A 25461-nucleotide genomic window follows, 5' to 3' on the forward strand; every position below is an offset into this window, starting at 1 on the left:
AAAGCGCGCACTCTAACCGCTGTGCTCCATCGGGCGCCAGCCATGGCGCAACATATCCACACGATTATTGTGCAAGGTGATGCCTTCTGCGCGCAGCCGGGCCCGCTGTTCATCGCCTGAAGGGGTGCCCTGGGCCAGGCTCAGGCGTCCGCCGGCGCCCAGCACCCGGTGCCAGGGCAACTGGGTATCGCTGGGCAACTGGCTGAGGGTACGCCCGACCCAGCGCGCTGCGCGGCCTAAACCTGCCAGTTGCGCCAGTTCGCCGTAGCTGATCACCTTGCCCGCGGGCACCTGGCCAAGCACCAGGTAGAGTGCCATTCGTCGGGCTTCGGCGCTTTCGGTCGGATCGCCGGGAATCCCGTTCATCGCGGGATTCGCTTATTGCGCGCTGCACGCGCAGGTTTGTTCGAGCAAATAAGAATTGAACTCATCGACATGGGGCAGGTCAGTCCTTGCTCTGATGGCGGGTATCTGGATAATGCCCGACTTTTTTCGCGAACCCGAGTCCGTTGCCGCTTATGTTTCCTAGAGCCTTGTTGTGCGTTGCCCTCGCTGCTGCCTGTTCCCCCGCCCTTGCCGACACCGTGTGGATGAAAAACGGTGACAAGCTGAGCGGCAAGATCAAGGTTTTCGATGGCGGCAAACTGTTGCTCGAAACGCCTTATGGCGGCTCCATCGCCCTGGACTGGAAGCAGGTGCAGACCCTGGAAAGCGATCAGGAGTTGCTGGTCAAGCAAGACGCCTACAGCGGCGAAAAAGCCAAGTCGCTGCAGGCTGCCGAAGACGGCAAGGTCGTTCTGGCCAACGGCGAGGCCCCCAAGACTGTCGAACTGGCCAGCATCCAGCAGATCATGAAGCCAAAGCCTGTGGTCGAGGACCTGTCGTGGAAGGGCAATGTCGACCTGGCCATGGACTATAAGCGCGCCGAAACCGACAGCGACGACTACGACATCGACTTCAAGACCACCGCCCGTCACGGCCGCTGGCGCCATCAGGCCGAAGGCGAATACAACCGCGAAAGCAAGGACGAGGTCACCACCACCAACAACTGGAGCGCCGAATACGCGCTGGACCGCTTCATCACCGAGAAGTGGTTCTGGCAGGGCCGTCTGGAATACAAGCGTGACCACATCGAAGACCTCGCCCGCCAGCGCACCGTGGGTACCGGCCCGGGCTACCAGTTCTGGGATGACGAACTGGGCGCGTTCTCGCTCGGTTCGCTGGTCAACCGTACCGACTATGAATACGCCGACGGCGGCAAGGACAACTTCTACTCGCTGGCCATGAAGTGGGACTACAACCGCTACCTGATTGGCAAGCGCGTCGAGTTCTTCACCAACGGCGAAGTCGGCAAACCGCTGGGCGGCGTCGCCGAGTACGCTCTGGATGCCGAGGTCGGCCTGCGCTACAAGGTTACCGAGTGGGCCTCGCTCAACCTCAAGGCCGAGAAAGACATCATCAGCGGCACCCGCGACAGCGACCTGGACAAGACCCGCTATACCGCAGGTTTCGGTGTGGCCTGGTAAGCACGCTGGCAACACCGAGCGATAATGATTATTTTGTCGGTTAACTAGCCTGGGCGTGCGCGCATGCACGCTCGGCATTACGACGATTATCGAGCGGGGAGTCATACAGTGAGCGCTAAAGCCGCAACACAGGCACGGGAGCTGCTGCTCAAGGAATACCGCGGGGTGCTGTCGACCCATTCCAAATCGATGCCGGGCTTTCCGTTCGGATCGGTGGTGCCCTATTGCCTGGATGCCGACGGCAATCCGCTGATCCTGATCAGCCGCATTGCCCAGCACACCCACAACCTGCAAAAAGACCCCAAGTGCTCGTTGCTGGTGGGCGAGCGCGACGCCGAGGACGTCCAGGCGGTGGGCCGCCTGACCGTGCTGGCCGAGGCGCAACAGCTGGTCGAGACCGAGGCAGTCGAAGCCGCTGCCGAGCGCTATTACCGTTACTTCCCCGAATCGGCCAACTACCATAAAGCCCACGATTTCGACTTCTGGGTGCTCAAGCCGGTGCGCCATCGCTACATCGGCGGCTTCGGCGCAATCCACTGGATCGATCACCTGAACCTGGCCAACCCCTTTGCCGGCAAGGCCGAACAGAGCATGATCGAGCACATGAACAGCGATCACGCCAACGCCATCGAGCACTACGTCCAGCTCAGCGGCCTGCCCCAGGGCGCGGCGGCGCAGATGGTCGGCATCGACAGCGAGGGCATGCACCTGCGCATTGGCCAGGCCCTGCACTGGTTGCCGTTCGCAGCGCCTTGCAATACGCCGATACAAGTGCGCGAAGCCCTGGTTTTTCTGGCCCGCGCCGATCAATGGCCTCAACGGCAAGCCGCCGAGGCTTGAAATGGCGAGGGATCGCATCCATTAAAGGTCTACTGCAAGGACATCTTGCGCAGAGGAACCGTTGATGCGTGCTTTTCTATTGCTGTTTCTGATTTTTCCGGTGCTGGAGCTGTATGTGTTTTTCAAGGTCAGCACCGCGATCGGCTTCTTTCCCGCGCTGCTGCTGATCATCGCCGGCTCCGCCCTGGGCGTGCTGGTGGTGCGGGTGGCGGGCCTGGCCACCGCCCTGCGTGCCCGCGAGAGCCTGCAGCGCGGCGAGCTGCCGGCCGAGGACATGTTCCACGGCCTGATGCTGGCGCTCGGTGGCGGCCTGCTGCTGTTGCCCGGCTTCATCAGTGACGTGATCGGCCTGGTCTGCCTGCTGCCGTTCACCCGTCGCCTGCTCGGGCGCAAGATGCGCGAGCGCGCCGAGGCCCAGGCCATGCGCCAGCGCGCCTTTGGCGATGATCCGTTCATGGCGCGGCCGGGCCAGCCCGGTGGCCACCAGCCAACGGTGATCGAAGGTGAAGTGGTCGGTCGTGAAGATCCTGCTCAGCCTAACCTGCGCAATCCACGGGACTTGTAAAGGTTACCTGTGCTTTGCCAACGGCCCCTATCGGGGCCGTTTTGCTTTGTGCAGCGCCGATCGCTAAAAATTTTCACAGCCAAGCCTTGTAATTGCTCTTGGCGACCTCATGTATGGGTCACCGCAAGGTTTCTGGTGATTTGCACCAGACATTACATGTGTGGTCCGCCCCGCGGGCTACGAGCGGCTACGCCGCAAGCATCAACCCGCCGGTGTCGATACCGGCCGATGAAAACCACAATTAGGAGAGATCGACAATGAAGCTTCGTCCTCTGCATGACCGCGTCGTTATCCGTCGCAGCGAAGAAGAATCGAAAACCGCTGGCGGTATCGTTCTGCCAGGTTCGGCCGCTGAAAAACCTAACCGTGGCGAAGTCGTCGCTGTAGGTACCGGTCGCATCCTGGACAACGGTGAAGTGCGTGCGCTGGCCGTGAAAGTGGGTGACAAGGTGGTTTTCGGCCCTTACTCGGGCAGCAACACTGTGAAAGTTGACGGCGAAGACCTGCTGGTGATGGCTGAGAACGAAATTCTCGCTGTCATCGAAGGCTGATTCCGCTGGTTTCCCGTTACTCCAAAGTATTCAAGGATTAAACGATCATGGCTGCTAAAGACGTAAAATTCGGCGACTCCGCCCGTAAGAAAATGCTCGTTGGTGTCAACGTTCTGGCTGACGCTGTAAAAGCCACCCTGGGCCCGAAAGGCCGTAACGTTGTTCTGGCCAAGAGCTTCGGCGCTCCAACCATCACCAAAGACGGTGTGTCGGTTGCCAAAGAAATCGAGCTCAAAGACGCCTTTGAAAACATGGGCGCCCAGCTGCTGAAAGACGTTGCCTCCAAGGCCAACGACGAAGCTGGTGACGGCACCACCACCGCTACCGTTCTGGCTCAGGCCATTGTCAGCGAAGGCCTGAAAGCCGTTGCTGCCGGCATGAACCCGATGGACCTCAAGCGTGGTATCGACAAAGCCACCATCGCCATCGTCAAAGAGCTGAAGTCCCTGTCCAAGCCATGCGCCGACTCCAAGGCCATCGCTCAGGTCGGCACCATCTCGGCCAACTCCGACAACTCCATCGGTGACATCATCGCCGAAGCCATGGAAAAAGTCGGTAAAGAAGGCGTGATTACCGTCGAAGAAGGCTCGGGCCTGGAAAACGAACTGTCGGTCGTAGAAGGCATGCAGTTCGACCGCGGCTACCTGTCCCCTTACTTCGTCAACAAGCCAGACACCATGGTCGCCGAGCTGGATGGCCCGCTGCTGCTGCTGGTTGACAAGAAAATCTCCAACATCCGCGAACTGCTGCCAGTTCTGGAAGCCGTTGCCAAGGCCGGCCGTCCGCTGCTGATCGTGGCTGAAGACGTCGAAGGCGAAGCGCTGGCCACCCTGGTGGTCAACAACATGCGCGGCATCGTCAAGGTTGCTGCAGTCAAGGCCCCTGGCTTCGGCGACCGCCGCAAGGCCATGCTGCAGGACATCGCCGTCCTGACCGGCGGTACCGTGATCTCCGAAGAAATCGGCCTGAGCCTGGAATCCGCTACCCTGGAGCACCTGGGTAACGCCAAGCGTGTGACCCTGTCCAAGGAAAACACCATCATCGTCGACGGCGCTGGTGTTCAAGGCGATATCGAAGCGCGCATCACCCAGATCCGCGCTCAGGTTGCCGAGACTTCCTCGGACTACGACCGTGAAAAACTGCAAGAGCGTCTGGCCAAGCTGGCTGGCGGTGTTGCCGTGATCAAGGTCGGTGCTGGCACCGAAGTCGAAATGAAAGAGAAGAAAGCCCGCGTTGAAGACGCCCTGCACGCTACCCGTGCAGCCGTCGAAGAAGGCGTGGTGCCTGGCGGTGGTGTTGCCCTGGTTCGCTCGCTGCAAGCTATCTCCGAGCTCAAAGGCGACAACGAAGACCAGAACGTCGGTATTCAGCTGCTGCGTCGCGCTGTTGAAGCGCCACTGCGTCAGATCGTTGCCAACGCCGGCGACGAGCCAAGCGTGGTTGTCGACAAGGTCAAGCAAGGTTCCGGCAACTTCGGTTACAACGCTGCGACCGGCGAGTACGGCGACATGATCGAGATGGGTATCCTCGACCCTGCCAAGGTAACCCGTTCGGCCCTGCAAGCTGCAGCTTCGATTGGCGGTCTGATGATCACCACCGAAGCCATGGTTGCTGACGCTCCAGTGGAAGCTGGTGCTGGCGGCGGCATGCCAGACATGGGCGGCATGGGTGGTATGGGTGGCATGGGCGGCATGATGTAAGCCAGCCTTACCCGCTCGATAAAAAGCCCCGCCTTGTGCGGGGCTTTTTTATGCCTGCGTTTTTACTTTGCAGGCACCAGCGCGTCCTGCTTGACCTCAACCGGCCGGCGGTACAGCACCCAGTAGTAACAGCCAAGGCTGATCAGCCAGCAAAACACCGCCGTCCATACGTTGTGCGAAAAGAAGTGCGCGCCCTGCAGCATGCGCCCCACCGAAAACAGCGTACCCAGGCCAAAGGCGAATACCAGCGCGGCCCTGGCCAGGCGCGGGCGCCGATCACGCAAAACAAAAAACAGTGCAAACAGGGTAAAACCGGTTGCCGCATGGCCGCCTGGCCAGCAGCGTCCGGGCTTGTCGGTAGCCGGGCGCGGGCTGAGCAGCTCGCTGTAGGTTTCCTTGCCACCAAACTCGCTCAGGCTCCACGGGCACTGCACCGCAGTTACTGCCTTGACCGGGGTGACAAAGCTGGTCGACAAACCCATGGCCAGCACCAGGCAACCCAGTTCCCGCCGCCAGCTGAACAGCCGCGACCAGAAGAAACTCACGGCGAAGGCGACAATCGCCAGCAAACCGAGGGCGATTACCGCCTGTTTGGCCCGGTCGTGCAGGATATCTTCGAGAAAATAGCTGTGCCGGCCGATGAACTGCCCGGCTACCGGATCGAACGCCAGCTTGGCCAGGTCCATGTCCAGCGAGGTCAGTTCCAGCAGGATCAATATGATTGCGGTAATGGCGGGAATGCCCAGGGCGATCCAGAAATTCAGCGGACGGGAGTAGGCGGGTAGTGACATGGCAAGTCCAGGCAGGTCAAAGGGGAGTCCGACCGGCAATTCTCGGGCAGCCGCCATCACCTGTCCGTGAAGGCTCGGTGAAAAAAACGTTAACCTGCAATAAAGTCGCGCCGACCTAGCCTGGCGGCGCTGATGGCCTTAAGCTGCGCCTGCCAAGCAGGCAAAAGCGTCGGACCGGAGACACCCCAATGCGAATTCTACTGGTTGAAGACAACCGCGATATCCTGGCCAACCTGGCCGACTACCTGGGCCTGAAGGGCTACACGGTGGATTGTGCCCAGGATGGCCTGTCCGGCCTGCACCTGGCCGCTACCGAGCACTACGACCTGATCGTGCTCGACATCATGCTGCCCGGCATCGACGGCTACACCCTGTGCAAGCGTCTGCGCGAAGATGCCCGGCGTGATACCCCGGTGATCATGCTCACCGCCCGAGACCAGCTCGATGACCGCTTGCAGGGTTTTCGTTCTGGCGCTGACGATTACCTGCTCAAGCCGTTCGCGCTGTCGGAGCTGGCCGCGCGCATCGAGGCAGTACTGCGCCGGGCCCAGGGCGGCGGTCGCCGGACCTTGCAGATCAGCGACCTGATCTACGACCTGGACACCCTGGAAGTGACCCGCGAAGGCAAGCTGCTCAAACTCAACCCGGTGGGCCTCAAGCTGCTGGCTGTGCTGATGCAGAAGAGCCCGCACGTACTGCGCCGCGAAGTGCTCGAAGAGGCGCTGTGGGGCGATGACTGCCCGGACAGCGACAGCCTGCGCAGCCATGTTCACCAGTTGCGCCAGGTGATCGACAAACCCTTCGAAAAACCCCTGCTGCATACCGTCCACGGCGTCGGCTATCGTCTGGCCGAGGGCCGTGATGGAGTTTAGACAGAGCCTTGCCCAGCGCATCATCATTGCTTTTGCCCTGATGAGCGCACTGGTGGCCGGGGCGTTTGCCTTTGGCATTGTTGCCACCGTGCACCTGGTCGAAGAGCGGCTGATTTCCGCGGTACTGGGCGGCGATCTGCAGCGCTTGCTGCGCATGGACAGCGTCGGCGACTGGAGCCACCGGCCACGGCCGGACCAACTGTTCTATTTCAGCGGCGGGCGCGACGAATTCGAACTGCCCAAGGATTTGCGCCATCTCGAACGAGGCTTTCACGAAGTGTTTCGCGAAGACTTGTCCTACCACGCGATGGTCGAAATCGTTGATGGCCGGCGCTATGTCCTGCTCCAGGACCAGAGCGATTTCGAAGAACGCGAGCGGGTGCTGTTCGCCGTCGTGGTGGTCGGCTTCGTGTTGAGCCTGGCGCTGGCAGTGTTCCTCGGCTGGGTTCTGGCCCGCCGGGTTATGGCGCCGGTGATCCGCCTGGCGCGCCAGGTTCGTCACCGCGACCAGTTGCTCGGCCTGGCACCACCTTTGGCACCAGATTACGCCGCGGATGAAGTCGGCCAGCTGGCGGTGGCCTTCGACGACACCCTTGGGCGTCTGCGCGATGCTCTGACCCGTGAACGCCTGTTTACCAGCGACGTCAGCCACGAGCTGCGCACGCCGCTGATGGTGCTGGCCAGCTCCTGCGAGCTGTTGCTGGTCAACCCCAACATGGAGCCCCGGGCGCGCTCCCAGGTCGAACGTATCGCCCGCGCCACTGAAGAGATGCAGGAACTGGTGAAAACCTTCCTGATGCTTGCCCGTGCCCAGCGCGACGAAGGCGCAGTGGCCTCGCAGGCAACCATGAAGGAAGTCGCCGATGACCTGATTGGCGTCTGGCGCGACACCATCGAGCAGAAAGGCCTGACCTTGCTGTACGACCCCAAGGCCGCAACCTCGACCTTGTACAACGCCACCTTTCTGCAGGCGGTGATGGGCAACCTGCTGCGCAACGCCGCGCACTACACCGACCAAGGCTTTATCCGCCTGACCCTGGAGCCTGCCGGGTTTCTGGTCGAGGACAGTGGCGTGGGGATTCCCGAAGAGCAGCGCGAAGCCATGTTCCGGCCGTTCGTGCGCGGCGACGAACGGCGTGGCGAAGGCCTGGGCCTGGGTTTGTCGCTGGTGCAGCGGATCTGTGACGATCAGGGCTGGTCGGTCAGCCTTAGCGCTATGGTGCCCCATGGCTGCCGCTTCCATGTCGACCTGAGCCTGGCACCCGAGCGGCCGCTCGAGGGGTAACAGGGCATTGGCCGGTGTGAAAGTTTGTAATTTGTTGAAACCTTTACCGTGAAAACTAACAAATTTTTCACACCAGCATGACCTGACGCCAACGCTTGCCTGCCTAAGGTGAGTGCATTGGAGTCAGGAGATGCACAATGCGTAGCCCTATCAAACTCGAGTTTTCGGAAAAGTACGACCAGCAGCACGCCCAGGAATACTTCCTCAAGCACCAGGATGGCCTGGCGCGGCGGATGTCCCACCAGCGTGACGAGCAACTGGCCCGTCGCGCCCTGGCGCTGGCTGGCGAGCCCGGGCTGGTCCTCGACCTGCCGTGCGGCGCCGGGCGTTTCTGGCCGTTGCTGGCAGAAAAACCCAACCGGGTGATCATCGGCGCCGACAACTCCGAAGCCATGCTCGAAACTGCACGCGCCTCGCAGCCGGCCCATGTGGTGGAACGGGTACGTACCTTGCAGACATCTGCCTTCGCCATCGATTTACCGGATAACTCGGTCGACAGTATTTTTTGCATGCGGCTGATGCATCACATCGGTGAAGCCGCCCATCGCAAGACATTACTCTCGGAATTTCAACGAGTTACCCGCGACAGCGTGATCGTTTCGCTGTGGGTGGATGGCAACTTCAAAGCCTGGCGGCGCAAAAAGCTCGAGCAACGGCGTTACGCCGAAAGCGGGCAGGGCAGTTACCAGAATCGTTTTGTGTTACCAGCTGCTACGGTTGAAGAAGAATTCGAAGCCGCAGGGTTCCGCATTCAGGAACGATTGGACTTCTTGCCGTTCTATGCCATGTGGCGAGTCTATCTATTGCGTAAGGGGTGAGCGGGGCATGGGGTTTGAGCGCACAGCAGCAGCAACGACGAACAAGGATCAGTTCGATCATTTCTGGCAGCAGCAGGGTGAATGGGTCGAGGAGCCCAATCAGCGTCGCGGCGGCGAGAGTGGTGTACAACGCCTGAGCGACGACACGGGCCATACGTTCTATGCCAAGCGTCAGATCGGCCATATCTACCGCAGCCTTTTGCACCCCTTCGGCCGGCCCACCGTGCTCCGTGAGTACGAGGCCCTGAACAGTTTCGAGCAGCTTGGCGTGCGGGTGCCGCATATCGTCTATTGCGGCGTCGAGCGCGATGCCGAGCACCAGTGGCGCGCGTTGCTGGTCAGCGAGGCGCTGGAAGGTTTCGAGGACATCGACAGCTGGTTCGCTGCCGGCGCCCGTGAGCGCTATCACCCGGCATTGCACGAGCGGGTCCTGCTGGACCTGGCGCAGAACCTGGTGCGTATGCACCGTGGTCACTGGCAGCATGGTTGCCTGTATGGCAAGCACGTGTTCGTCAAGGTCGTCGGCGAGGGCGCCGAAGCCAGGGCCGAGGTGGCATTGCTGGACCTGGAAAAATGCCGCCGGCGCATCAGTTGCCAGCGCGCTGCCGCCAATGACCTTAAACAATTGCGCCGCCATTCGTCTTTCACTGACGCAGAGTGGCAAAAACTGCTCTATTTTTACCAGATGGCGTTTGGCAGCGCTGTCAAAGGTTTAGAGTAATGAAACTAGAAATAGCTCGAGGTGTGTTCCTGCTGATGGCGCTGGGCGTGGCAACTGTCGCCGTGGCCGCGTGGGAAGAGCCACGCCCGCAAATAGTCAGCAAGGTCGACGCCGGTGCGCAATGTCCGTTGCCCCGGGTGGTCAAGCCCCAGGTCGATGCCAAACCCGATCACGATCTGCTGTTGTTGCTGTTCGGGTTGAGCCAGGGCGTACGCGCCAGCGGCTGAAACCTTGCAAGGCGTTCGGGCAAAGGCCTCGTCATCGACGAGGCCTTTGCATTTCATACCGTTTGCGTGGCGGCTTGCGGCGCATCGGCCTTGGCCAGCAAGGTATAGATGCACGGCAGCACGAACAGGGTGAACAAGGTGCCCACCGACATGCCGGTGGCGATCACCGTGCCGATGTCGAAGCGGCTGACCGCGCCGGCGCCGGTGGCAAGGATCAGCGGCACCATGCCAAATACCATCGCCGCAGTGGTCATCAGCACCGGGCGCAGGCGGATGGCTGCGGCTTCTTCCACCGCTTCGCGGGCGCTCAGGCCTTTTTGCTGGCGCAACTGGTTGGCGAACTCGACGATCAGGATGCCGTGCTTGCTGATCAGCCCGATCAGGGTCACCAGGCCCACCTGGGTATAGATGTTCATGCTCGAGATCCCCAGGAACAGGGGAATCAACGCCCCGCAGATCGACAGCGGCACCGTCACCAGGATCACCAGCGGGTCGCGCAAGCTTTCGAATTGCGCCGCCAGTACCAGGAAGATGATCGCCAGCGCCAGGCCGAAGGTTACCCACAGGGCGCTGCCTTCCTGAACGAACTGACGCGCCGCGCCGCCATAGTCAAAGCCGTAGCCCTCCGGCGCTTCCTCACGGGCAATCGTGCGCACGGTATCCAGCGCCTCGCCCATGCTGACCATCGGGAAGCCCTGGATGATCGCCGAGTTCAGTTGCTGGAACTGGTTGAGCTGACGCGGGCGGGCGCGGTCGCTGATGCTGATCAGGGTCGACAGCGCCAGCATCTGCCCCTGCTGGTTCTTCACGTAGTAGTTGTTCAGCCAGTCGGGGTTGTCGCGGTAGGGCCGCTCGACCTGGGCAATGACCTTGTAGCTGCGCCCGTCGATAGTGAAGCGGTTGATCTCCGCCTCGCCCAGCAGGGTCGCCAGGGTGCCGCCCAGGGCGTCCATGGACACGCCCATCTGCGCCGCCTTGGCGCGGTCGATATCGACCACCACCTCGGGCTTGTCGAAGGCCAGGTCGATGTCGAGGAAGGCGAACTTGCCCGACGCCTGGGCACGCGCCTTGACCCGTTCGGCCACCTCCAGCAACGAGGCGTAGTCGTTGGCGGTGTTGATCACGAAGGCGAACGGCAAGCCTTCACCGGTGCCCGGTAGCGAGGGCAGGTTGAAGCCGAAGATCTGCAGGCCGCTGATGCCTTCGAGCTTGGCCTGTACCAATGGCAGCAGCTGCATCTGGGTGCGCTCGCGTTCGTTCCACGGCTTGAGCAAAAAGCCGCCGATGCCCGATTGCACGCCGTTGAAGCCGTTGATCTGGAACGACGAATAGTACTCGGGGAAGTCCTTGAAGATCTTGATGAACTCGTCGGTGTAGCTGTTCAGGTAATCGAGGTTGGTTGGCTGTGGGGCGGTGGCCATCATGAAGATGATGCCCTGGTCTTCATCGGGCGCCAGCTCGTTCTTGGTGAACATCAGAAACACCGGAATCAGGCACAGCACGATCAGCGCGAACACCAGCACCACCGGCCGGGTGTTGAGGGTGCCATGGAGGGTTTTCTGGTAGCGCAGTTTGAGCCGTTCGAAGAGTACATCCAGACGGTGGGCCAGGCCGCTGGGGTTCTGCTCGTGCCGCAACAGCAGGGCGCACATCATCGGTGACAGGGTCAGGGCGACGATCCCGGAAATCACCACGGCGCCGGCCAGGGTCAGGGCGAACTCCTTGAACAGCGCGCCGGTGAGCCCCTGCAGAAAGCCGATAGGGGCGTACACCGCCGCCAGGGTGATGGTCATCGACACCACCGGCATGGCAATTTCGCGAGCGCCTTCCAGGGCCGCGTCGTAGGGCGATTTACCTTCTTCGATATGACGGTGGATGTTTTCCACCACGACGATAGCGTCATCGACCACCAGGCCGATGGCCAGGACCATGGCCAACAAGGTGAGCAAGTTCAGCGAATAGCCCATCAACTGCATGAAAAACAGCACGCCGATCATCGACAGCGGGATGGTAATGACCGGGATCAGCACCGAGCGCAAGGCGCCGAGGAACAGGAAGACCACGACGATGACGATCAGCACCGCTTCGACCAGGGTCTTGACCACTTCGTCGATCGAGGCCTGGATGAACAGCGTGGCGTCGTAGGCGATCGAGGATTTCAGGTTCGGCGGTAGCTGGCTTTCAAGCTCGGGCATGAGCTTGCGCACCTCCTTGATCACTTCCAGCGGGTTGGCCCCGGGGGTGGCCTTGATGCCGATGTACACCGACGGCGTGCCGTCGAAGGAGCTCACGGTGTCGTAGTTCTCGGCGCCCATTTCAACCCGCGCCACGTCGCCGAGCAGCACCCGGCTGTCGCCACTGGTCTTGAGCGGGATATTGGCGAAGGCTTCGGCGCTCTTCAGTTCGGTGGTGGCGTTGATACTGGTGACGATGTACTCGCCCTTGAGCTCGCCGGCCGCCGAAAGGAAGTTGTAGCCGCGCACCGCCTGGGTCACGTCGTTGGCGCTCAGGCCGTAGCCGGCAAGCTTTACCGGGTCGATCCACAGGCGCATGGCGAACAGCTGGTTGCCGAGGATCTCGGCTTCGGCCATGCCCGGCAGGGTCGCAAGCTTGGGCTGGATGACCCGCGACAGGTAATCGGTGATCTGCGGGTTGCTCAACTCGCTGCTGTAGAAGCTTACGTACATCAGCGCCGAGGCGTCGGCGGCCTCCTTGCTCAGCACCGGGTCTTCGGCGTCCTGGGGCAGCTTGTTCTTGACCTCGTTGGCCTTGGCCAGCAACTCGGTGAACAGCCGGTCGCTGTCCGAGCCGATGCGCGCATAGATCGAAATCACCGAGAAGTTCTGCCGGCTCACCGAGGTCATGTAGTCGATGCCTTCGGCGCTGGCCAGGCTTTGCTGCAGCGGCTGGGTGATGTAGCCCTGGATGGTTTCGGCGTTGGCCCCGGGGTAGGCGGTGGTCACCGTGATCAGGGCGTTTTCCATTTGCGGGTATTGGCGGATCGGCAACTTGCTCCAGGCCTGGAAGCCCAGCAGCACGATCAGCAGGCTGACCACGCTGGCCAGCACCGGGCGGCGGATGAACGGATCGGTAAAGGCCATGACGGTTCCTTGATCAGTTGCTGCGCGGCGGGCTGTCGGGGGCTTGCAGGGCTTTGTCCGGGCTGATGCTGATCGGCGCGCCGTGGGTGAGTTTCAACTGGCCGGCGGTGACTACCGTTTCGCCGGCCTTGAGCCCCTTGCTGATGATCACCAGGCCATCGCGGCGCTCGCCGGTCTCGACGAAGCGGCGTTCGGCAATCAGGGTTGGCTGGGCGTCGGCGTTGTCTGGCACTTTGCCGTCTTCAGGCTTTTTCGCCGTGGCGACATACACCGAGTTGCCATACAGGGTGTAGGTCACCGCGCTTTCCGGCACCACCACCTGTGGCTGCGGGTCGGGCAGCAAAACCTGCAGGCTGGTGAACATGCCGGGCAGCAGCTTGCCGTCGGGGTTGGCCAGGGTGGCGCGGACCTGCACGTTGCGGGTGCTGTCCTCGACCTTTGGGTTGATCGCGCTGATGCTGCCGGGGAAGTGCTCTTGCGGGTAGGCGGCGACGCTGACCAGCACTTGCTGGCCAATGCTCAGCTTGGGAATCGATTGCTCGGGGACGAAGAAATCGACGTAGAGGCTGCTCAGGTCTTGCAAGGTGGCGATCACCGTGCCGCTGGCCAGGTAGTCGCCAACGTCCACCTGGCGGATGCCGATGGTGCCGCTGAAGGGCGCATTGATGCTCTTTTTTGCCAGCGCCGCCTTGAGTTGATCGACCACTGCCTTGTTGCGCTTGAACTGGGCGCTCAAGCGATCGAACTCACCCTTGGAAATCGCCTGGCTGCCGACCAGCTGGCTGCCGCGGTTGTAGTCGACCTGGGCCAGGCCCAGGTCGGCGAGGGCGGTCCCCAGCAATGCGGTTTCGACATCGCTGTCCAGTTGCAACAACAACTGGCCCTTGCTGACTTTCTGCCCGGACTCGAACTGCAGGGCCTTGACCGTGCCGGCGATCTCCAGGCTCAGGTCGACCCCTTGCAGCGCCTTGAGGCTGCCCACGGCCGGCAGGCGGTTCTGCCAGGCACGTTCGCTGGCCTCGGTCGCCGCCACGCTGATCGGCGGCTTGGGGGCCGAGAACATCTGGATCTGCTGATAGATGGCAAAGGCCTTGTAGCCCCCCAGGATCAGCACGAGCAGCAAGACAACACCCAACATGATCAGCATGCGGCGGCGCAGCATAGTCCAGTTCCTTGGAGACGAATTGTTGTTCGCTTGGCACGACGACGGGCGATCCTGCCCACGTGCGATGTAGCCGAATATTACTCTGTTGACCGGGCCTGGGAAGCCTGTGTTCCCGGCTATTTTCAGGCCAGGTGCAGGTGGTTGTCCCAGAGCCCGGACGGCAATTGCAGGGGCTGGCCGATCAGTTCGGGCTTGCGGCAATCGTACAGGCGGCAACGGCCTTGGCCTGAGGTCACGACAAAACCGTCGGCCACCGCGCCGACACCGGCGCAATCGGGCATCGGTGCGTCAAGGCGTACCTGAGCGCTGTCCAGGTCCCAGATAAACAGCCGGTTGGCCCGTGGCGCGGTCAGGGCCACCAGGCGCAGCTCGTTGTGAATGGCGACGCTGGCGGTGTAGTGGGCCATGGACTGCAATTGCTGCTCGGGCACCGGGAAGGCTTCAAAGGCCTGGCCCGGGCGCTTGATCGCCAGCAGCTCGGCAGTCTCGTGGCTGGCGCCCATGAACTGCTGGCCGGCGACGATGGTGCCGTCGGCGGCAATCGCCAAATGGCGCACGCTGTTCATCTGCTGGCTGAGCACTTCTTTGCTCAGCAGTGTGCCGTCGCGCTGCATCAGCACCAGGCTCGGCTGCATGGCATCGAGGTTCATCTCCACCCGGCTTTCGGCCTCGGTGCGAATGCCGCCGTTGGCCACCACCAGGGTTTCGCCATCGGGCATCCACGACACCTGGTGCGGGCCGATGCCGTGGGTCGAGATTTCGCCAGCATGGCTCAGGCGCTCGCCGTCGAAACGGTAGACACCGAGTACGCCACGGCCAGGGTCGGTGGTGTCGTTCTCGGTGGCGTAGAGCCATTCGCCGCTCTTGTGGATCACCGCATGGCCGTAGAAATGCCGGTTCGGCTGCGAGGTGATGGTCTGCAGCAAGCGGCCATCGCGCAGGTCGATCAGGTAGCTCTCGGTGCCGGGGCGGCGGGCGACGAACAGGGCAATTGGCTGTTCGGGATGGTTGATGATGTCATGGCAACGCTGGCCCACCTCGGTGGCGAACACCTGGGTGCCGTCCAGGCGGTAGCCGACGGCGTAGTGCTTGCCGTCGCCATCGTCACGCGCCGAGAGCAGCAGCGGCGTGCCGGCCTTGTTGCGAAACAGGGTCCAGCCGCCGAGGGTGAGGGCGCTGAGCACAACGCTACCGAGTTTGAGAGCCTGGCGTCGCAACATGATCAGTCACCGTCGTTGGCGTTGAAGCCCAGCTGGATGCCCAGCGCCTTGGCCAGCTCGCCTTCGTGCAGGCGGTGAACGGCGTTGAGGCTGTCGTAAATAGTGTTCAGCTGCTGGCGGCCGGCTTCGTCGTCGAGCAACTCGCCGAGGGTTTTCTGGTTGCCGGCCAGCAGCTTGGAGGCGTTGGCGTAGGCGGCGTCGATCTTGTCCGCCAAGGCTTGCTGGTCTTTGCCCAGCAGGCCGCGCAGGCCTTTGTTGTCGACCCCGACCCAGACGGTCTGGGCAGCATTGAGGCTGGCTTCCAGGCTTTTCAGCGAGGAGTGGCTGCGCCAGGCCTCGGCCTGCAGCGGCTGCGGGATACCCTTGCTCAGGCGGCCCATGGGCGCGCCGAGTTTCTTCTTCAGGGTATCCAGGGCGGTAACCTGGGCCCGCAGCAGGTCGGCGATGGCCTCGTGGGAATCGGCGTAGCGCTGGTTGGGGAACTTGGTCATCTGCGCGAGCATGCCGTCGGTGCTGTTCCAGCCTTTGAGGATTTCCTCGGCCAGGGCCTTCTGGTGCTCGCCGATGGCCACCAGCAGCGGGCAGTAGCGGGCTTTCTGTTCGGCGTTGGCGGCATCCGGCTTGCTATCGAAGAGGATGTACTCGTAGGCCGACAGGCCGCGCACGACGACACTGGATTTGCCCAGGGTTTCGGCGTCGAGTGGCTTGTCACCGTTGACCAGTTGCTCGACCTGACGGCCGACCAGGTTCTTCTTGTCGGGCCAGAACTGCACCTGCCAGGCACGGTTGCCTTCGGCCAGCGGGCCGATCAACAGGGGCTGCAACTCGGCCCAGGCTTTTTGCGCATGGAGAAAATCGGCGCGGGCAGTGGCCAGGTCCGCCTTGCCTTCACAGAAGGCCAGGGCGCTGACGGCCAGCTGGCGGTCGGCTTCGACCCAGCGGCTGTAGGTCGGCAGGATTACCTGTTTGGCGATCGCCGCCGAGGTCACCGCTTGCGGGTCTTGCGGCGAGCAGGCGCCGAGGGCGAGGGCGGCAAGGCTGGTGAACAACAGTTTGGGACGGAACATGCCCGGCTCCTTTGCTTAAAGTGAATTCAGGAAAGCCAGCAACGCGGTGCGTTGCCCGGCGTTGAAGCTCAAGACGTACTGTTTGGCCGCTTCGGCTTCGCCACCGTGCCAGAGCACAGCTTCGAGCAGGTTGCGGGCGCGGCCATCGTGAAGAAACTGGGTGTGACCGCTGACGGTCTCGTTCAGGCCGATACCCCACAGCGGCGCGGTGCGCCAGTCCTGGCCGCTGGCGGCGAACTCGCTGCGGTTGTCGGCCAGGCCCGGGCCCATGTCATGCAGCAGCAGGTCGCTGTAGGGGCGGATCAGCTGGTTGGCCAGCTCCGGCTCGGCGGCGTCGCTGGCGGTGGTGAACTGTGGCGTGTGGCAGCCTTGGCAGCCGGCCTGGTGGAACAGGTTCTTGCCGGCCAGCACCTGGGGCGAATCGACGTCCTTGCGCACCGGCACTGCCAGGTTGCGGGTATAGAACAGCACCAGGCGCAGGATGTTGTCGCTGACTTCCTGCTCGCCGTTGGCACCGTTGCCGTTGGCGGCGTTGAGGCAGTCGGTCTGCGCCGGGGTGCAGTCGTCCATTGGCCGCAGGCTGGTGGTCAGGCCCATGTCACCGGAAAACGCATGGACGTTCTGCTGATTGAGGTTCGGCTGCCCGGCCTTCCAGCCGAAGCGGCCGACCACGGTCTTGCCCTGGGCATCGTCCCAGACCCGGTTGGCGCGGCCGCGGATGCCATCGCCGTTGCGGTCGTCGGGGTCGGCATTAGCCAGCAGCGCCGCCTCGGGGATGGCCTCGAGCAGACCCAGGCCGATCATCGGCGGGGCGACCCGGGCCGAGAAGCGCGTATCGGGGTGCATCGGCCCGTAGCCCAGCTGGGTGATCTGCAGGCGCGGCTTGCGCAGTTCGACCTGGGTGCCGTCCTTGAAGGTGACCTGTTGCGTATCGTACTCGACCCGCACCTTGCCTTCGGGGGCGACACCCGGCACCGCCATGTCCTGCAACTGACCGCCATACACCGGCTCCGGGACGATGCCCAGTTGCTCGATAACCTTGGCGTACTGCGGCTGATCGGGGATCGACAGGCGCACCAGCATCGACACCGCGTTGGCGGCGTTGGGCCCGGGCGGGTGGCCGCGGCCGTCCTTGATGTGGCAGTTCTGGCAGGCATTGGTATTGAACAGAGGGCCCAGGCCGTCGCGGGCGGTGGTGGTCGACGGGGCAATCACCCAGGGGCTGCGGAAAAAGCTGTTGCCGACACTGAAGTCCAGGCGCCGGCTCGGCGGCAGGTTGGCCGAAGGCATGGAATAGGCGTTCTGGTCGCGCTTGTTCACCGTCGCCTTGCCACCGGCCAGCGCTTCACCGGGCTCGGCCTGGGTGAATCGCGGGGCGTCGTCGCAACCGGCCAGAACGGCGACCAGAAGCAGGGGGCTGAGACGGGGAAGCAACGAGGACATCAATAATCCTGGGGCTTGGGCAAAAAACCGGCGTGCAAGCTTAGCAGGCTCGGGGTAATTGAATAAGAGGGATTTGCGTTTGCTCGATGAAATCTATCGCGGGGCAAGCCGGCTCCTCCAGTGGACCTGCCTGCACCAATCCTGTGGGAGCGGGCTCGACCCGCGATGATGCGCATAAAGAAGGCGACCCGAAGGTCGCCTCTATCAAGCCGCCGCTGAATCAGAACTCGTGATCAGCGGTGTCCGGTGCCAGGTTGGCGATGCCCAGTTTGCTTGCGGCCTGTTCGATCGCACCGGTCTGCTTGACCAGGGCGGCGATGGCGTCACGCACGATCTGGTTGCCGGCAGCGTTGTCGGCCGCGATCAGCTGGTCGTAGTGCTCGCCTTTGGCGGCATGGTCGACCATCACCTGAATCTTGGCTTCGGTTGCTTGCAGGTCGGCCTTGAGGGTGGTGTCGGTGGCGGCGTCGATCTTGGCCACCAGCGACGACAGGCTCGGGCCGCTCAGCTTGGTGCCGTCGGTGCGGGTGTACTCGCCCAGGTAGACGTTGCGGATGCCCTTGGCGTCATAGAAGTGCGAGTTGTGGGTGTTGTCGCTGAAGCAGTCCTGCTCGTCTTCAGGCGAATTGGCTTCCAGGGAAACCTTCATGCGCTCGCCAGCCAGTTCGCCCAGCGACAGGCTGCCCATGCCGAACAGCATCTTGCGCAGGCCGTCGGCCACTGGCTCGGCTTCGAGGGTGGCACGGTAGTTGGTGGCAACGTTCGGTGCCCAGTTGCCGACCATTTCCTCGAGGTCGTTGACCAGCAGTTGGGTCACGGCTTTGAGGTAGGCACGGCGGCGCTCGTTGTGGCCGCCGGTAGCGCCCTGGCCTTCCAGGTAGTCGGAGGCAGGACGGGCGCCGGCGCCCGGGCCGGTGCCGTTGAGGTCCTGGCCCCAGAGCAGGAATTCGATGGCGTGGTAACCGGTGGCAACGTTGGCTTCGGAGCCGCCCAGCTCGTTCAGGCTGGCGAGCTTCTCCGGGGTGATGTCCTTGACGTCAACCTTGTCTTCGCCGACCTGAACCTGGGTATTGGCGATGATGTTGGCGGTCGCGCCAGGGTTGCCCAGAGCATGCTCGTAGCTCTTGTCGACATAGTCGATCAGGCCTTCGTCCAGCGGCCAGGCATTCACCTGGCCTTCCCAGTCGTCGATGATGGTGTTGCCGAAGCGGAACACTTCGCTCTGCAGGTATGGCACACGGGCAGCGACCCAGGCGGCTTTGGCAGCGTTCAGGGTTTCGTCGCTGGGCTTGGCAAGGAAGGCGTCGATCGCGGTTTGCAGGGTCTTGGCGGTGCTCAGCGAGTCGCTGTAGACGGCGTGGACCATGTCGGCGTAATGCTTGACCACGGCCTTGGCCGCTGCCTCGTCGACGGCGCCAGCGGCAGCAGGGGCGGTAGCCGAGGTGGTGGCCGGGGCTTGCGGTGCGGCGGCTTTGTCCTTGTCCTTGCTGTCGCCGCAACCGGCGAGAGAGATGGCAATGGCCAACAGACTGGCGGTGGCCAGAGGCATACGAATCATGGCGAATTCCTGCGTCGAGAGGTTGGACAGGCGTACCGGAGGCACGCAAAACTGCAACATAATGCGAAAGATTTGCATTTTGTGTAAAGGGGCAGTCACGTAAATATTCAAATGCGTGGGTTGACCGCTTCGAGCAATGCGTACAGGGGTTAGAGAATCGAAACCTGGTTGCGCTGGGCCTGTTTGAGGAACGCAGTCAGCTCCCGGGCCGGCAAGGGTTTGCTGTAGTGGTAGCCCTGACCTTCATGGCAACCCTGGGCGATGATGTAGGCTTCCTGTTCCGCCGTCTCGACCCCTTCGGCAATGACTTGCATGCCCAGGCTCTTGCCCAGCTGGATGATGGCGCGGACGATGGTGGCATCGTCGTCGTCATCGAGCAGGTCCTGGACGAAGCTCTTGTCGATCTTGATCTTGTCCAGCGGCAGCGACTTCAGGTAGCTGAGCGACGAGTAGCCGGTGCCGAAGTCGTCAATGGCAATCAGCGCCCCGGATCGGCGCAGGCTCAGCAGGTGCTGGGCAGCGGTGCTGATGTCTTCCATCAGGCCGGTCTCGGTGACTTCCAGCTCCAGGCTGCGCGGCGGCAGGCGGTAGATCTGCAGCAGGTTGTTGACCACTCGCGGCAACTCGTTGTGGTGCAGTTGCACGGTCGACAGGTTGACCGCCATGCGCAGTTCGCTGAAGCCCTGATCGTGCCAGTCGCGTAGTTGCCGGCAAGCCTGGTCGAGCACCCATTCGCCGATGCTGATGATGTTGCCGTTCTGCTCGGCCAGGGGGATGAACTGGTCCGGCGGGACCATGCCCAGTTCCGGATGCTGCCAGCGCAGCAGCGCCTCGACACCGACCACGCGATGGTCGCGGTAGCTGATCTGTGGCTGGTAGACCAGGAACAGCTGGTTGCGCGGCAGCGCTTCGCGCAGGTCTTTTTCCAGCTCGCGGCGCCGGCGCATCTCGCTGTCGACACTGGCGATGTAGAACTGGTAGCGGTTGCGCGAGCGGGCCTTGGCCAGGGTCATGGTCTGCTCGGCCTTTTGCAGCAGCTTCTCGGTGCTGTCGCCGTCTTCGGGGAACAGGGTGATGCCGATGGTCGCGCGCAGGCGGATTTCCTGATGGTCGAGGGCGAACGGTGCTTCGAGGTCATCGAGAATGCTCTGGGCCAGCTCCGCCGCTTCGTAGGGCTGCTCGATATCGGCCTGGACCAGGGCGAACTGGTCGCCGCCCAGGCGGGCCAGGGCACCGAGGCGGCCACTGTGGGCGCGCAGGCGGTCGGCCAGGGCCAGCAGCAACTGGTCGCCGGCCTGGTAGCTGAACTGCTCGTTGATGCCCTTGAAGTCGTCAAGGCCCACGCACAGTACCGCCACCCGGCGTTGCAGGCGCCCGGCGTCGACGAGGATCTTGTCCAGTTGCTGCTGCAGTTGCTGGCGGTTCGGCAGGCCGGTGAGAAAGTCGTACTGGGCCATGCGCAACAGGCTGTTCTCGGCTTCATGGCGCAGGTGGGTATTGCGCTCGATCGAGGCCAGCAACTGGTTGGCGGTATTGACCCACAGGCCCAGCTCGTTCTTTTCGTGGCCCTTGATCAGCGGCAACTGGTGCTGGCTGGGACGGTCGGGGTTGATCTGGGTGAGGTGCTCGATGATCTTCGACAGCGGCTTGGTCAGCATCCAGTGATAGACCAGGTACAGCACCAGGCCCATGGCCAGGGCGCGCAGCACGCCGGAAATGAAGATGATCACTGAACTGACCAGGAAGCCCTCGCCGTAGGAGGCGGTGTCGAGGGTGATGCTCAGGTCGCCGTAATATTCGCTATAGGGGCCACGGCCGACCAGCTGGGTGGTGAAGTTGCGCTCCTGGCCGAGAATCAGGTCGGTCAGCCAGCGGCTGGAAACCTCCTGCAGCGGGCGGGATTTTTCCGCCAGCATGGTCTCGTTGGGATGGCCGATGGAGGCCATGCGCACGGACTCGTCCTGGAACAAGCCCTCCATGACCTGCATGCCCATTTCCTTGTCCAGGCTGTACACCGCCTGGGTCGAAGGGTCGCGGAACATGTCGAGGATCCGTTGGGCGTCATTGGCGACGGCCTGGCGGGTCTTGTAGGCATCAAAGACGATCTGCGCACAACTGAGAACTACACCGACGACCAACGCCGAGAGCAGTACTACCCTGAGCAACTTGACCGATAAGCTGTTCTTGAGTTCCAGCTTCAATGGGGTTTCCTTAATCCATGCGCATGGCATCATTTTGCCATCAAACTTGGCAATCCACTATCGGCCGTCAACAGGACTTCTCCAGCTCCTTGACGGTGCATTTTGCACCAGGAGCAGGTTGGCTGCCTGCCGTCACTGTATCGGTTGCCCGGCCTCGCGACTTTAATCCGTGGCAACGAGTTTCCCAACGTTTGATGTTAGCGTGCTCTGCGTGCGCGGCAAGATGCACGGCGCCTGAATAGGATGAAAAATGTTGCAGCGCAGACGCGCATAAAAAAGCCCACCGCTAGGGTGGGCTTTTCGCGCGCTCAATACCTTGTGCAAGGTATTGCTCAGCAGCCGGCTCAGGCAGTGAAGGTTTTGCCTTCGAACTGCTCGGCGACGAACTTCCAGTTGACCAGGTTCCAGAACGCTTCGACGTACTTCGGACGCACGTTACGGTAGTCGATGTAGTAGGCGTGTTCCCAGACGTCGCAGGTCAGCAGCGGGGTGTCGCCGTTGGTCAGCGGGTTGCCGGCGCCGATGGTGCTGGCCAGGGCCAGGGAACCGTCGGATTTTTTCACCAGCCAGCCCCAACCGGAACCGAAGGTGCCGACCGAAGTCTTGGTGAACTCTTCCTTGAACTTGTCGAACGAACCGAACGCGGCGTTGATGGCTTCAGCCAGGGCGCCGGTTGGTTGGCCGCCGGCGTTTGGCGCCAGGCAGTTCCAGTAGAAGGTGTGGTTCCAGACCTGAGCGGCGTTGTTGAAGATACCGCCCGAGGAAGTCTTGACGATCTCTTCCAGGGTCTTGCCTTCGAACTCGGTGCCTGGCACCAGGTTGTTCAGGTTCACGACATAGGTGTTGTGGTGCTTGTCGTGGTGGTATTCCAGGGTTTCCTTGGAAATGTGCGGCTGCAGGGCGTCGTGGGCGTAAGGCAGCGGCGGCAATTCAAAAGCCATGGTGATTCTCCTAATCAGGTCTGTTGCGGTGAGCGCAAGGCCGATCACGGGCGGCCGGTGTGCGTCGGCGAGTTTGTACTCTTTGCGACGCAAGGGCTGGATCATAGCACCGGGCCCGGTGCATAACCACGCAACAAGTGTACGGGAAAGAGGTTCCAGAGCCTTTGCCGGTGCCGGACGAGCGGCGCCTCAGGTAAAGATCAGCTGCGCCGCCACGGCAAACATCATCACCGCCACCATCAGGTCGAGCAGCCGCCAGGTGCCTGGGCGCGCCAGCCACGGGGCCAGCCAGGCGGCGCCCAGGGCGAGGGTGAAAAACCACAGCAGCGAGGCGCTGGCGGCGCCGGCCACGTAAGCGCCGGGCACGGTCTGCTGGGCGCCCAGCGAGCCGATCAGCAATACCGTGTCGAGGTACACATGGGGGTTGAGCAGGGTTACCGCCAGGGCGCTGAGCAGCACCGCCCGACGCGAACGCAAGCCCTGGCCTTCGCCCTGTTGCAGGCTTTGTTGCGAGCAGGCGCGCAGCAACGCCTTGCCGCCGTACCAGATCAGAAACACCGCGCCACCCCAGCGCGCCACCGCCAGCAGGGTCGGGTTTTGCGCCAGCACCGTGGCCAGGCCAAACACGCCCGCGGCCACCAGGATGGCATCGCAGACCACGCACAGCGCCGCCACCGGCAGGTGATGTTCGCGGCGCAGGCTCTGTGCCAGGACAAAGGCGTTTTGCGTGCCGATCGCCATGATCAGGCCGAAGGCGACCAACAGGCCGTTCAGGTAGCTTTGCCACATAAGGGGAACTCCACAAGACACCCGCAGGGCGCGGGCGCAAATACAAAGAAGATGCTGGCCATTGTGGGGATTTCCTCTGTATAAGAAAAACAAATAAAGCTGATCTGGCATTAGGAAAAATAATGTTCGATTACAAACTGCTGTCTGCCCTCGCCGCCGTGATTGAACAGGCCGGTTTCGAGCGCGCCGCCCAGGTGCTGGGCTTGTCGCAGTCGGCGATTTCCCAGCGCATCAAGTTGCTCGAGGCGCGGGTTGGCCAGCCGGTGCTGGTGCGCGCCAATCCGCCGAGCCCCACCGATGTCGGCCGGCGCCTGCTCAACCATGTGCAACAGGTGCGCCTGCTTGAGCGTGATCTGCAGAGCCAGGTGCCGGCGCTGGATGCAGAGGGCATGCCCGAGCGCCTGCGCATCGCCCTCAATGCCGACAGCCTGGCGACCTGGTGGGCAGGCGCTGTGGGCGAATTCTGTGCCGGTCAGCAGGTGTTGCTCGACCTGGTGGTCGAAGACCAGGAAGTCGGCCTCAAGCGCATGCGTGCCGGCGAAGTAGCAGCCTGCCTGTGCGGCAGCGAACGGCCGGTGGCCGGCGCGCGCAGCCTGTTGCTCGGCGCCATGCGCTACCGGGCGCTGGCCAGCCCGGCGTTCATGGCGCGCTACTTTCCAGCCGGTTTCGCTGCCGCGCGGCTGTCGCGCACGCCGGCGCTGGTGTTCGGGCCGGATGACTTTCTTCAGCACCGTTACCTGGCCTCGTTAGGTATTCAGGACGGTTTCCTCCATCACCTGTGCCCGTCATCCGAAGGCTTCTTGCGCATGACCGAAGCGGGCCTGGGCTGGGGCCTGGTGCCGGAACTGCAGGTGCGCGATCAGCTGGCCAGCGGGCGCCTGGTAGAAATATCCGCGGATAAACCCATCGACGTGCCCTTGTACTGGCATCATTGGCGCAATGGCGGGCAGTTGCTCGGCCAACTGACGGATCACCTGCGCCTGACGGCCGGGCAGTGGCTGGTGCCCTTGTAGGCATTGGCGGCGTCAGCAGTATCTGAAAAACCTGTTTTAGGCGGAGTGCTACATGCAAATTCTGGTCACCGGCGCGAGCGGCTTCATAGGCGGGCGCTTTGCGCGCTTTGCCCTGGAGCAGGGCTTTGACGTTCGGGTCAACGGCCGCCGCGCCGAAGGCGTCGAGCACCTGGTGCGACGCGGCGCGCAGTTCATCCCGGGTGACCTTGGCGATCCGGACCTGGCCCGACGCCTGTGCCAGGGCGTCGAGGCGGTGGTGCATTGCGCCGGTGCGGTGGGCAACTGGGGGCGTTACCAGGACTTTTACCAAGGCAACGTGGTGGTCACTGAAAACGTTGTCGAGGCTTGCCTGAAGGAGCATGTACGGCGCTTGGTGCACCTGTCTTCGCCGTCGATCTATTTCAATGGCCGCTCGCAGCTGGGCATTACTGAAGACCAGGTGCCACGGCGCTTTCATGACCATTACGGGGCCACCAAGCACCTGGCCGAACAGAAGGTCTTCGGCGCCCAGGAGTTTGGCCTCGAAGTGCTGGCCCTGCGTCCGCGCTTTGTCACCGGCGCGGGTGATGTGAGCATCTTCCCGCGCTTGCTGCAGATGCAACGCAAGCGGCGCCTGGCGATCATCGGCAATGGCCTGAACAAGGTCGACTTCACCAGCGTGCAGAACCTCAACGAAGCGCTGATCAGTGCCTTGCTCGCCGATAACGCGGCGCTTGGCCAGGCCTACAACATCAGCAACGGTCATCCCTTGCCGCTGTGGGATGTGGTCAATTATGTGATGCGGCAAATGCACCTGCCGCAAGTCACCCGCTACCGTTCCTACGGCCTGGCCTACAGCCTTGCAGCCTTGAACGAAGGCGCCTGCCTGCTCTGGCCGGGCCGCCCGCAGCCGACCCTGTCACGCTTGGGGATGCAGGTGATGAGCAAGGACTTCACCCTCGACATCAGCCGCGCCCGGCAGTTTCTTGATTACCGCCCCAGCGTCAGCCTGTGGTCGGCACTGGATGAGTTCTGCGGCTGGTGGAAAGCCCAGGACCTTGCGTCCGGCCAGCACTGAACCCGATCAC

General features: G+C 62.6%; 23 protein-coding genes. 12 read left to right on the forward strand and 11 right to left on the reverse strand.

From position 1 onward, the window contains the following. Nucleotides 1-12: 12 nt before the first annotated feature. Complete coding sequence (locus tag JYG36_RS05700; protein WP_213603342.1) at nucleotides 13-366, reverse strand: MGMT family protein; 354 nt, start codon at nucleotides 364-366, stop codon at nucleotides 13-15. 152 nt (nucleotides 367-518) lie between these two features. On the opposite strand from JYG36_RS05700, the gene JYG36_RS05705 reads away from it, so the two are divergent. The 5 genes from JYG36_RS05705 (at nucleotide 519) to groL (ending at nucleotide 5182) form a co-directional block, all read left to right on the forward strand. Beyond that, entirely contained in the window at nucleotides 519-1526 is a 1008-nt protein-coding gene (locus JYG36_RS05705; protein ID WP_045197889.1) for a DUF481 domain-containing protein, read from the forward strand. 108 nt (nucleotides 1527-1634) lie between these two features. Beyond that, a complete protein-coding gene (locus JYG36_RS05710) occupies nucleotides 1635-2366 on the forward strand; it encodes a HugZ family pyridoxamine 5'-phosphate oxidase (protein ID WP_093379850.1) in 732 nt (243 codons plus the stop codon). A gap of 64 nt (nucleotides 2367-2430) precedes the next feature. Continuing rightward, a complete protein-coding gene (locus JYG36_RS05715; protein ID WP_045197374.1) occupies nucleotides 2431-2931 on the forward strand; it encodes an FxsA family protein in 501 nt (166 codons plus the stop codon). Between the two features lie 257 nt (nucleotides 2932-3188). Beyond that, the gene (locus JYG36_RS05720; RefSeq protein ID WP_003260750.1) at nucleotides 3189-3482 is read left to right on the forward strand and encodes a co-chaperone GroES; all 294 of its coding nucleotides are present in this window, start codon (nucleotides 3189-3191) and stop codon (nucleotides 3480-3482) included. Between the two features lie 47 nt (nucleotides 3483-3529). Next, nucleotides 3530-5182, forward strand: a complete 1653-nt coding sequence (gene groL, locus JYG36_RS05725; protein ID WP_045197377.1) for a chaperonin GroEL — start codon at nucleotides 3530-3532, stop codon at nucleotides 5180-5182. Between the two features lie 62 nt (nucleotides 5183-5244). Here the strand turns inward: groL and JYG36_RS05730 are convergent, their stop codons facing one another. Beyond that, nucleotides 5245-5973 (reverse strand): phosphatase PAP2 family protein, encoded by a 729-nt coding sequence (locus JYG36_RS05730; protein ID WP_213603344.1) that lies wholly within the window; start codon nucleotides 5971-5973, stop codon nucleotides 5245-5247. 188 nt (nucleotides 5974-6161) lie between these two features. Between JYG36_RS05730 and colR the strand changes: the two genes are divergently transcribed. The 5 genes from colR to JYG36_RS05755 all read left to right on the forward strand — a co-directional run bounded on the left by colR (nucleotide 6162) and on the right by JYG36_RS05755 (nucleotide 9896). Then, the gene (colR, locus tag JYG36_RS05735) at nucleotides 6162-6845 is read left to right on the forward strand and encodes a two-component system response regulator ColR (protein WP_045197381.1); all 684 of its coding nucleotides are present in this window, start codon (nucleotides 6162-6164) and stop codon (nucleotides 6843-6845) included. Next, nucleotides 6835-8130, forward strand: coding sequence for a sensor histidine kinase (locus tag JYG36_RS05740; protein ID WP_045197383.1), 1296 nt, complete (start codon nucleotides 6835-6837; stop codon nucleotides 8128-8130). The genes colR and JYG36_RS05740 overlap by 11 nt, the downstream gene beginning before the upstream one ends. A 137-nt stretch (nucleotides 8131-8267) precedes the next feature. Then, nucleotides 8268-8948: a class I SAM-dependent methyltransferase gene (locus JYG36_RS05745; RefSeq protein WP_045197385.1), complete on the forward strand. Its 681-nt coding sequence runs from the start codon at nucleotides 8268-8270 to the stop codon at nucleotides 8946-8948. Nucleotides 8949-8955: 7 nt separating this feature from the next. Next, a complete protein-coding gene (locus JYG36_RS05750) occupies nucleotides 8956-9669 on the forward strand; it encodes a lipopolysaccharide kinase InaA family protein (protein WP_093379857.1) in 714 nt (237 codons plus the stop codon). After that, on the forward strand, nucleotides 9669-9896 hold the full coding sequence (locus JYG36_RS05755; protein WP_045197388.1) for a hypothetical protein: 228 nt from the start codon (nucleotides 9669-9671) through the stop codon (nucleotides 9894-9896). The genes JYG36_RS05750 and JYG36_RS05755 overlap by 1 nt, the downstream gene beginning before the upstream one ends. Nucleotides 9897-9949: 53 nt before the next feature. Here JYG36_RS05755 and JYG36_RS05760 read toward each other — a convergent pair whose 3' ends face one another. The 9 genes from JYG36_RS05760 to JYG36_RS05800 form a co-directional block, all read right to left on the reverse strand. Beyond that, nucleotides 9950-12997 (reverse strand): multidrug efflux RND transporter permease subunit, encoded by a 3048-nt coding sequence (locus tag JYG36_RS05760; RefSeq protein WP_093379860.1) that lies wholly within the window; start codon nucleotides 12995-12997, stop codon nucleotides 9950-9952. 13 nt (nucleotides 12998-13010) lie between these two features. Further along, entirely contained in the window at nucleotides 13011-14159 is a 1149-nt protein-coding gene (locus JYG36_RS05765) for an efflux RND transporter periplasmic adaptor subunit (RefSeq protein ID WP_093379863.1), read from the reverse strand. 125 nt (nucleotides 14160-14284) lie between these two features. Then, the gene (locus JYG36_RS05770) at nucleotides 14285-15382 is read right to left on the reverse strand and encodes a DUF1513 domain-containing protein (protein ID WP_045197394.1); all 1098 of its coding nucleotides are present in this window, start codon (nucleotides 15380-15382) and stop codon (nucleotides 14285-14287) included. Nucleotides 15383-15384: 2 nt separating this feature from the next. Further along, a complete protein-coding gene (locus tag JYG36_RS05775) occupies nucleotides 15385-16449 on the reverse strand; it encodes an imelysin family protein (protein WP_045197396.1) in 1065 nt (354 codons plus the stop codon). 15 nt (nucleotides 16450-16464) lie between these two features. Next, entirely contained in the window at nucleotides 16465-17892 is a 1428-nt protein-coding gene (locus JYG36_RS05780) for a di-heme oxidoreductase family protein (protein WP_045197399.1), read from the reverse strand. Between the two features lie 220 nt (nucleotides 17893-18112). Further along, on the reverse strand, nucleotides 18113-19450 hold the full coding sequence (locus tag JYG36_RS05785; RefSeq protein WP_093387302.1) for an imelysin family protein: 1338 nt from the start codon (nucleotides 19448-19450) through the stop codon (nucleotides 18113-18115). Nucleotides 19451-19599: 149 nt separating this feature from the next. After that, complete coding sequence (locus JYG36_RS05790) at nucleotides 19600-21651, reverse strand: putative bifunctional diguanylate cyclase/phosphodiesterase (protein ID WP_045197401.1); 2052 nt, start codon at nucleotides 21649-21651, stop codon at nucleotides 19600-19602. Nucleotides 21652-21995: 344 nt separating this feature from the next. Beyond that, complete coding sequence (locus tag JYG36_RS05795) at nucleotides 21996-22592, reverse strand: superoxide dismutase (protein ID WP_045197403.1); 597 nt, start codon at nucleotides 22590-22592, stop codon at nucleotides 21996-21998. A gap of 189 nt (nucleotides 22593-22781) precedes the next feature. Further along, nucleotides 22782-23381, reverse strand: a complete 600-nt coding sequence (locus JYG36_RS05800) for a LysE/ArgO family amino acid transporter (protein ID WP_093379874.1) — start codon at nucleotides 23379-23381, stop codon at nucleotides 22782-22784. Nucleotides 23382-23503: 122 nt separating this feature from the next. Between JYG36_RS05800 and JYG36_RS05805 the strand changes: the two genes are divergently transcribed. Both JYG36_RS05805 and JYG36_RS05810 read left to right on the forward strand, forming a co-directional pair. Continuing rightward, nucleotides 23504-24394: a LysR family transcriptional regulator ArgP gene (locus tag JYG36_RS05805; RefSeq protein ID WP_213603346.1), complete on the forward strand. Its 891-nt coding sequence runs from the start codon at nucleotides 23504-23506 to the stop codon at nucleotides 24392-24394. Between the two features lie 52 nt (nucleotides 24395-24446). Further along, nucleotides 24447-25451 carry an NAD-dependent epimerase/dehydratase family protein gene (locus tag JYG36_RS05810; protein WP_045197409.1) on the forward strand — a complete coding sequence of 335 codons (1005 nt, stop codon included), beginning with the start codon at nucleotides 24447-24449 and terminating at the stop codon, nucleotides 25449-25451. The last annotated feature ends 10 nt before the right edge of the window (nucleotides 25452-25461 follow it).

This window comes from Pseudomonas sp. SORT22 (assembly GCF_018417635.1).
In the GTDB taxonomy this organism is placed as follows: Bacteria; Pseudomonadota; Gammaproteobacteria; order Pseudomonadales; family Pseudomonadaceae; genus Aquipseudomonas.

Excerpts from the sequence above, each read along its gene's own strand:
- JYG36_RS05700 (WP_213603342.1), bottom strand. The coding sequence starts at position 366 with ATGAACGGGATTCCCGGCGATCCGACCGAAAGCGCCGAAGCCCGACGA.
- JYG36_RS05705 (WP_045197889.1), top strand. The coding sequence starts at position 519 with ATGTTTCCTAGAGCCTTGTTGTGCGTTGCCCTCGCTGCTGCCTGTTCC.
- JYG36_RS05715 (WP_045197374.1), top strand. The coding sequence starts at position 2,431 with ATGCGTGCTTTTCTATTGCTGTTTCTGATTTTTCCGGTGCTGGAGCTG.
- JYG36_RS05720 (WP_003260750.1), top strand. The coding sequence starts at position 3,189 with ATGAAGCTTCGTCCTCTGCATGACCGCGTCGTTATCCGTCGCAGCGAA.
- groL (WP_045197377.1), top strand. The coding sequence starts at position 3,530 with ATGGCTGCTAAAGACGTAAAATTCGGCGACTCCGCCCGTAAGAAAATG.
- JYG36_RS05730 (WP_213603344.1), bottom strand. The coding sequence starts at position 5,973 with ATGTCACTACCCGCCTACTCCCGTCCGCTGAATTTCTGGATCGCCCTG.
- colR (WP_045197381.1), top strand. The coding sequence starts at position 6,162 with ATGCGAATTCTACTGGTTGAAGACAACCGCGATATCCTGGCCAACCTG.
- JYG36_RS05740 (WP_045197383.1), top strand. The coding sequence starts at position 6,835 with ATGGAGTTTAGACAGAGCCTTGCCCAGCGCATCATCATTGCTTTTGCC.
- JYG36_RS05745 (WP_045197385.1), top strand. The coding sequence starts at position 8,268 with ATGCGTAGCCCTATCAAACTCGAGTTTTCGGAAAAGTACGACCAGCAG.
- JYG36_RS05750 (WP_093379857.1), top strand. The coding sequence starts at position 8,956 with ATGGGGTTTGAGCGCACAGCAGCAGCAACGACGAACAAGGATCAGTTC.
- JYG36_RS05755 (WP_045197388.1), top strand. The coding sequence starts at position 9,669 with ATGAAACTAGAAATAGCTCGAGGTGTGTTCCTGCTGATGGCGCTGGGC.
- JYG36_RS05760 (WP_093379860.1), bottom strand. The coding sequence starts at position 12,997 with ATGGCCTTTACCGATCCGTTCATCCGCCGCCCGGTGCTGGCCAGCGTG.
- JYG36_RS05765 (WP_093379863.1), bottom strand. The coding sequence starts at position 14,159 with ATGCTGCGCCGCCGCATGCTGATCATGTTGGGTGTTGTCTTGCTGCTC.
- JYG36_RS05770 (WP_045197394.1), bottom strand. The coding sequence starts at position 15,382 with ATGTTGCGACGCCAGGCTCTCAAACTCGGTAGCGTTGTGCTCAGCGCC.
- JYG36_RS05775 (WP_045197396.1), bottom strand. The coding sequence starts at position 16,449 with ATGTTCCGTCCCAAACTGTTGTTCACCAGCCTTGCCGCCCTCGCCCTC.
- JYG36_RS05780 (WP_045197399.1), bottom strand. The coding sequence starts at position 17,892 with ATGTCCTCGTTGCTTCCCCGTCTCAGCCCCCTGCTTCTGGTCGCCGTT.
- JYG36_RS05785 (WP_093387302.1), bottom strand. The coding sequence starts at position 19,450 with ATGATTCGTATGCCTCTGGCCACCGCCAGTCTGTTGGCCATTGCCATC.
- JYG36_RS05795 (WP_045197403.1), bottom strand. The coding sequence starts at position 22,592 with ATGGCTTTTGAATTGCCGCCGCTGCCTTACGCCCACGACGCCCTGCAG.
- JYG36_RS05800 (WP_093379874.1), bottom strand. The coding sequence starts at position 23,381 with ATGTGGCAAAGCTACCTGAACGGCCTGTTGGTCGCCTTCGGCCTGATC.
- JYG36_RS05805 (WP_213603346.1), top strand. The coding sequence starts at position 23,504 with ATGTTCGATTACAAACTGCTGTCTGCCCTCGCCGCCGTGATTGAACAG.
- JYG36_RS05810 (WP_045197409.1), top strand. The coding sequence starts at position 24,447 with ATGCAAATTCTGGTCACCGGCGCGAGCGGCTTCATAGGCGGGCGCTTT.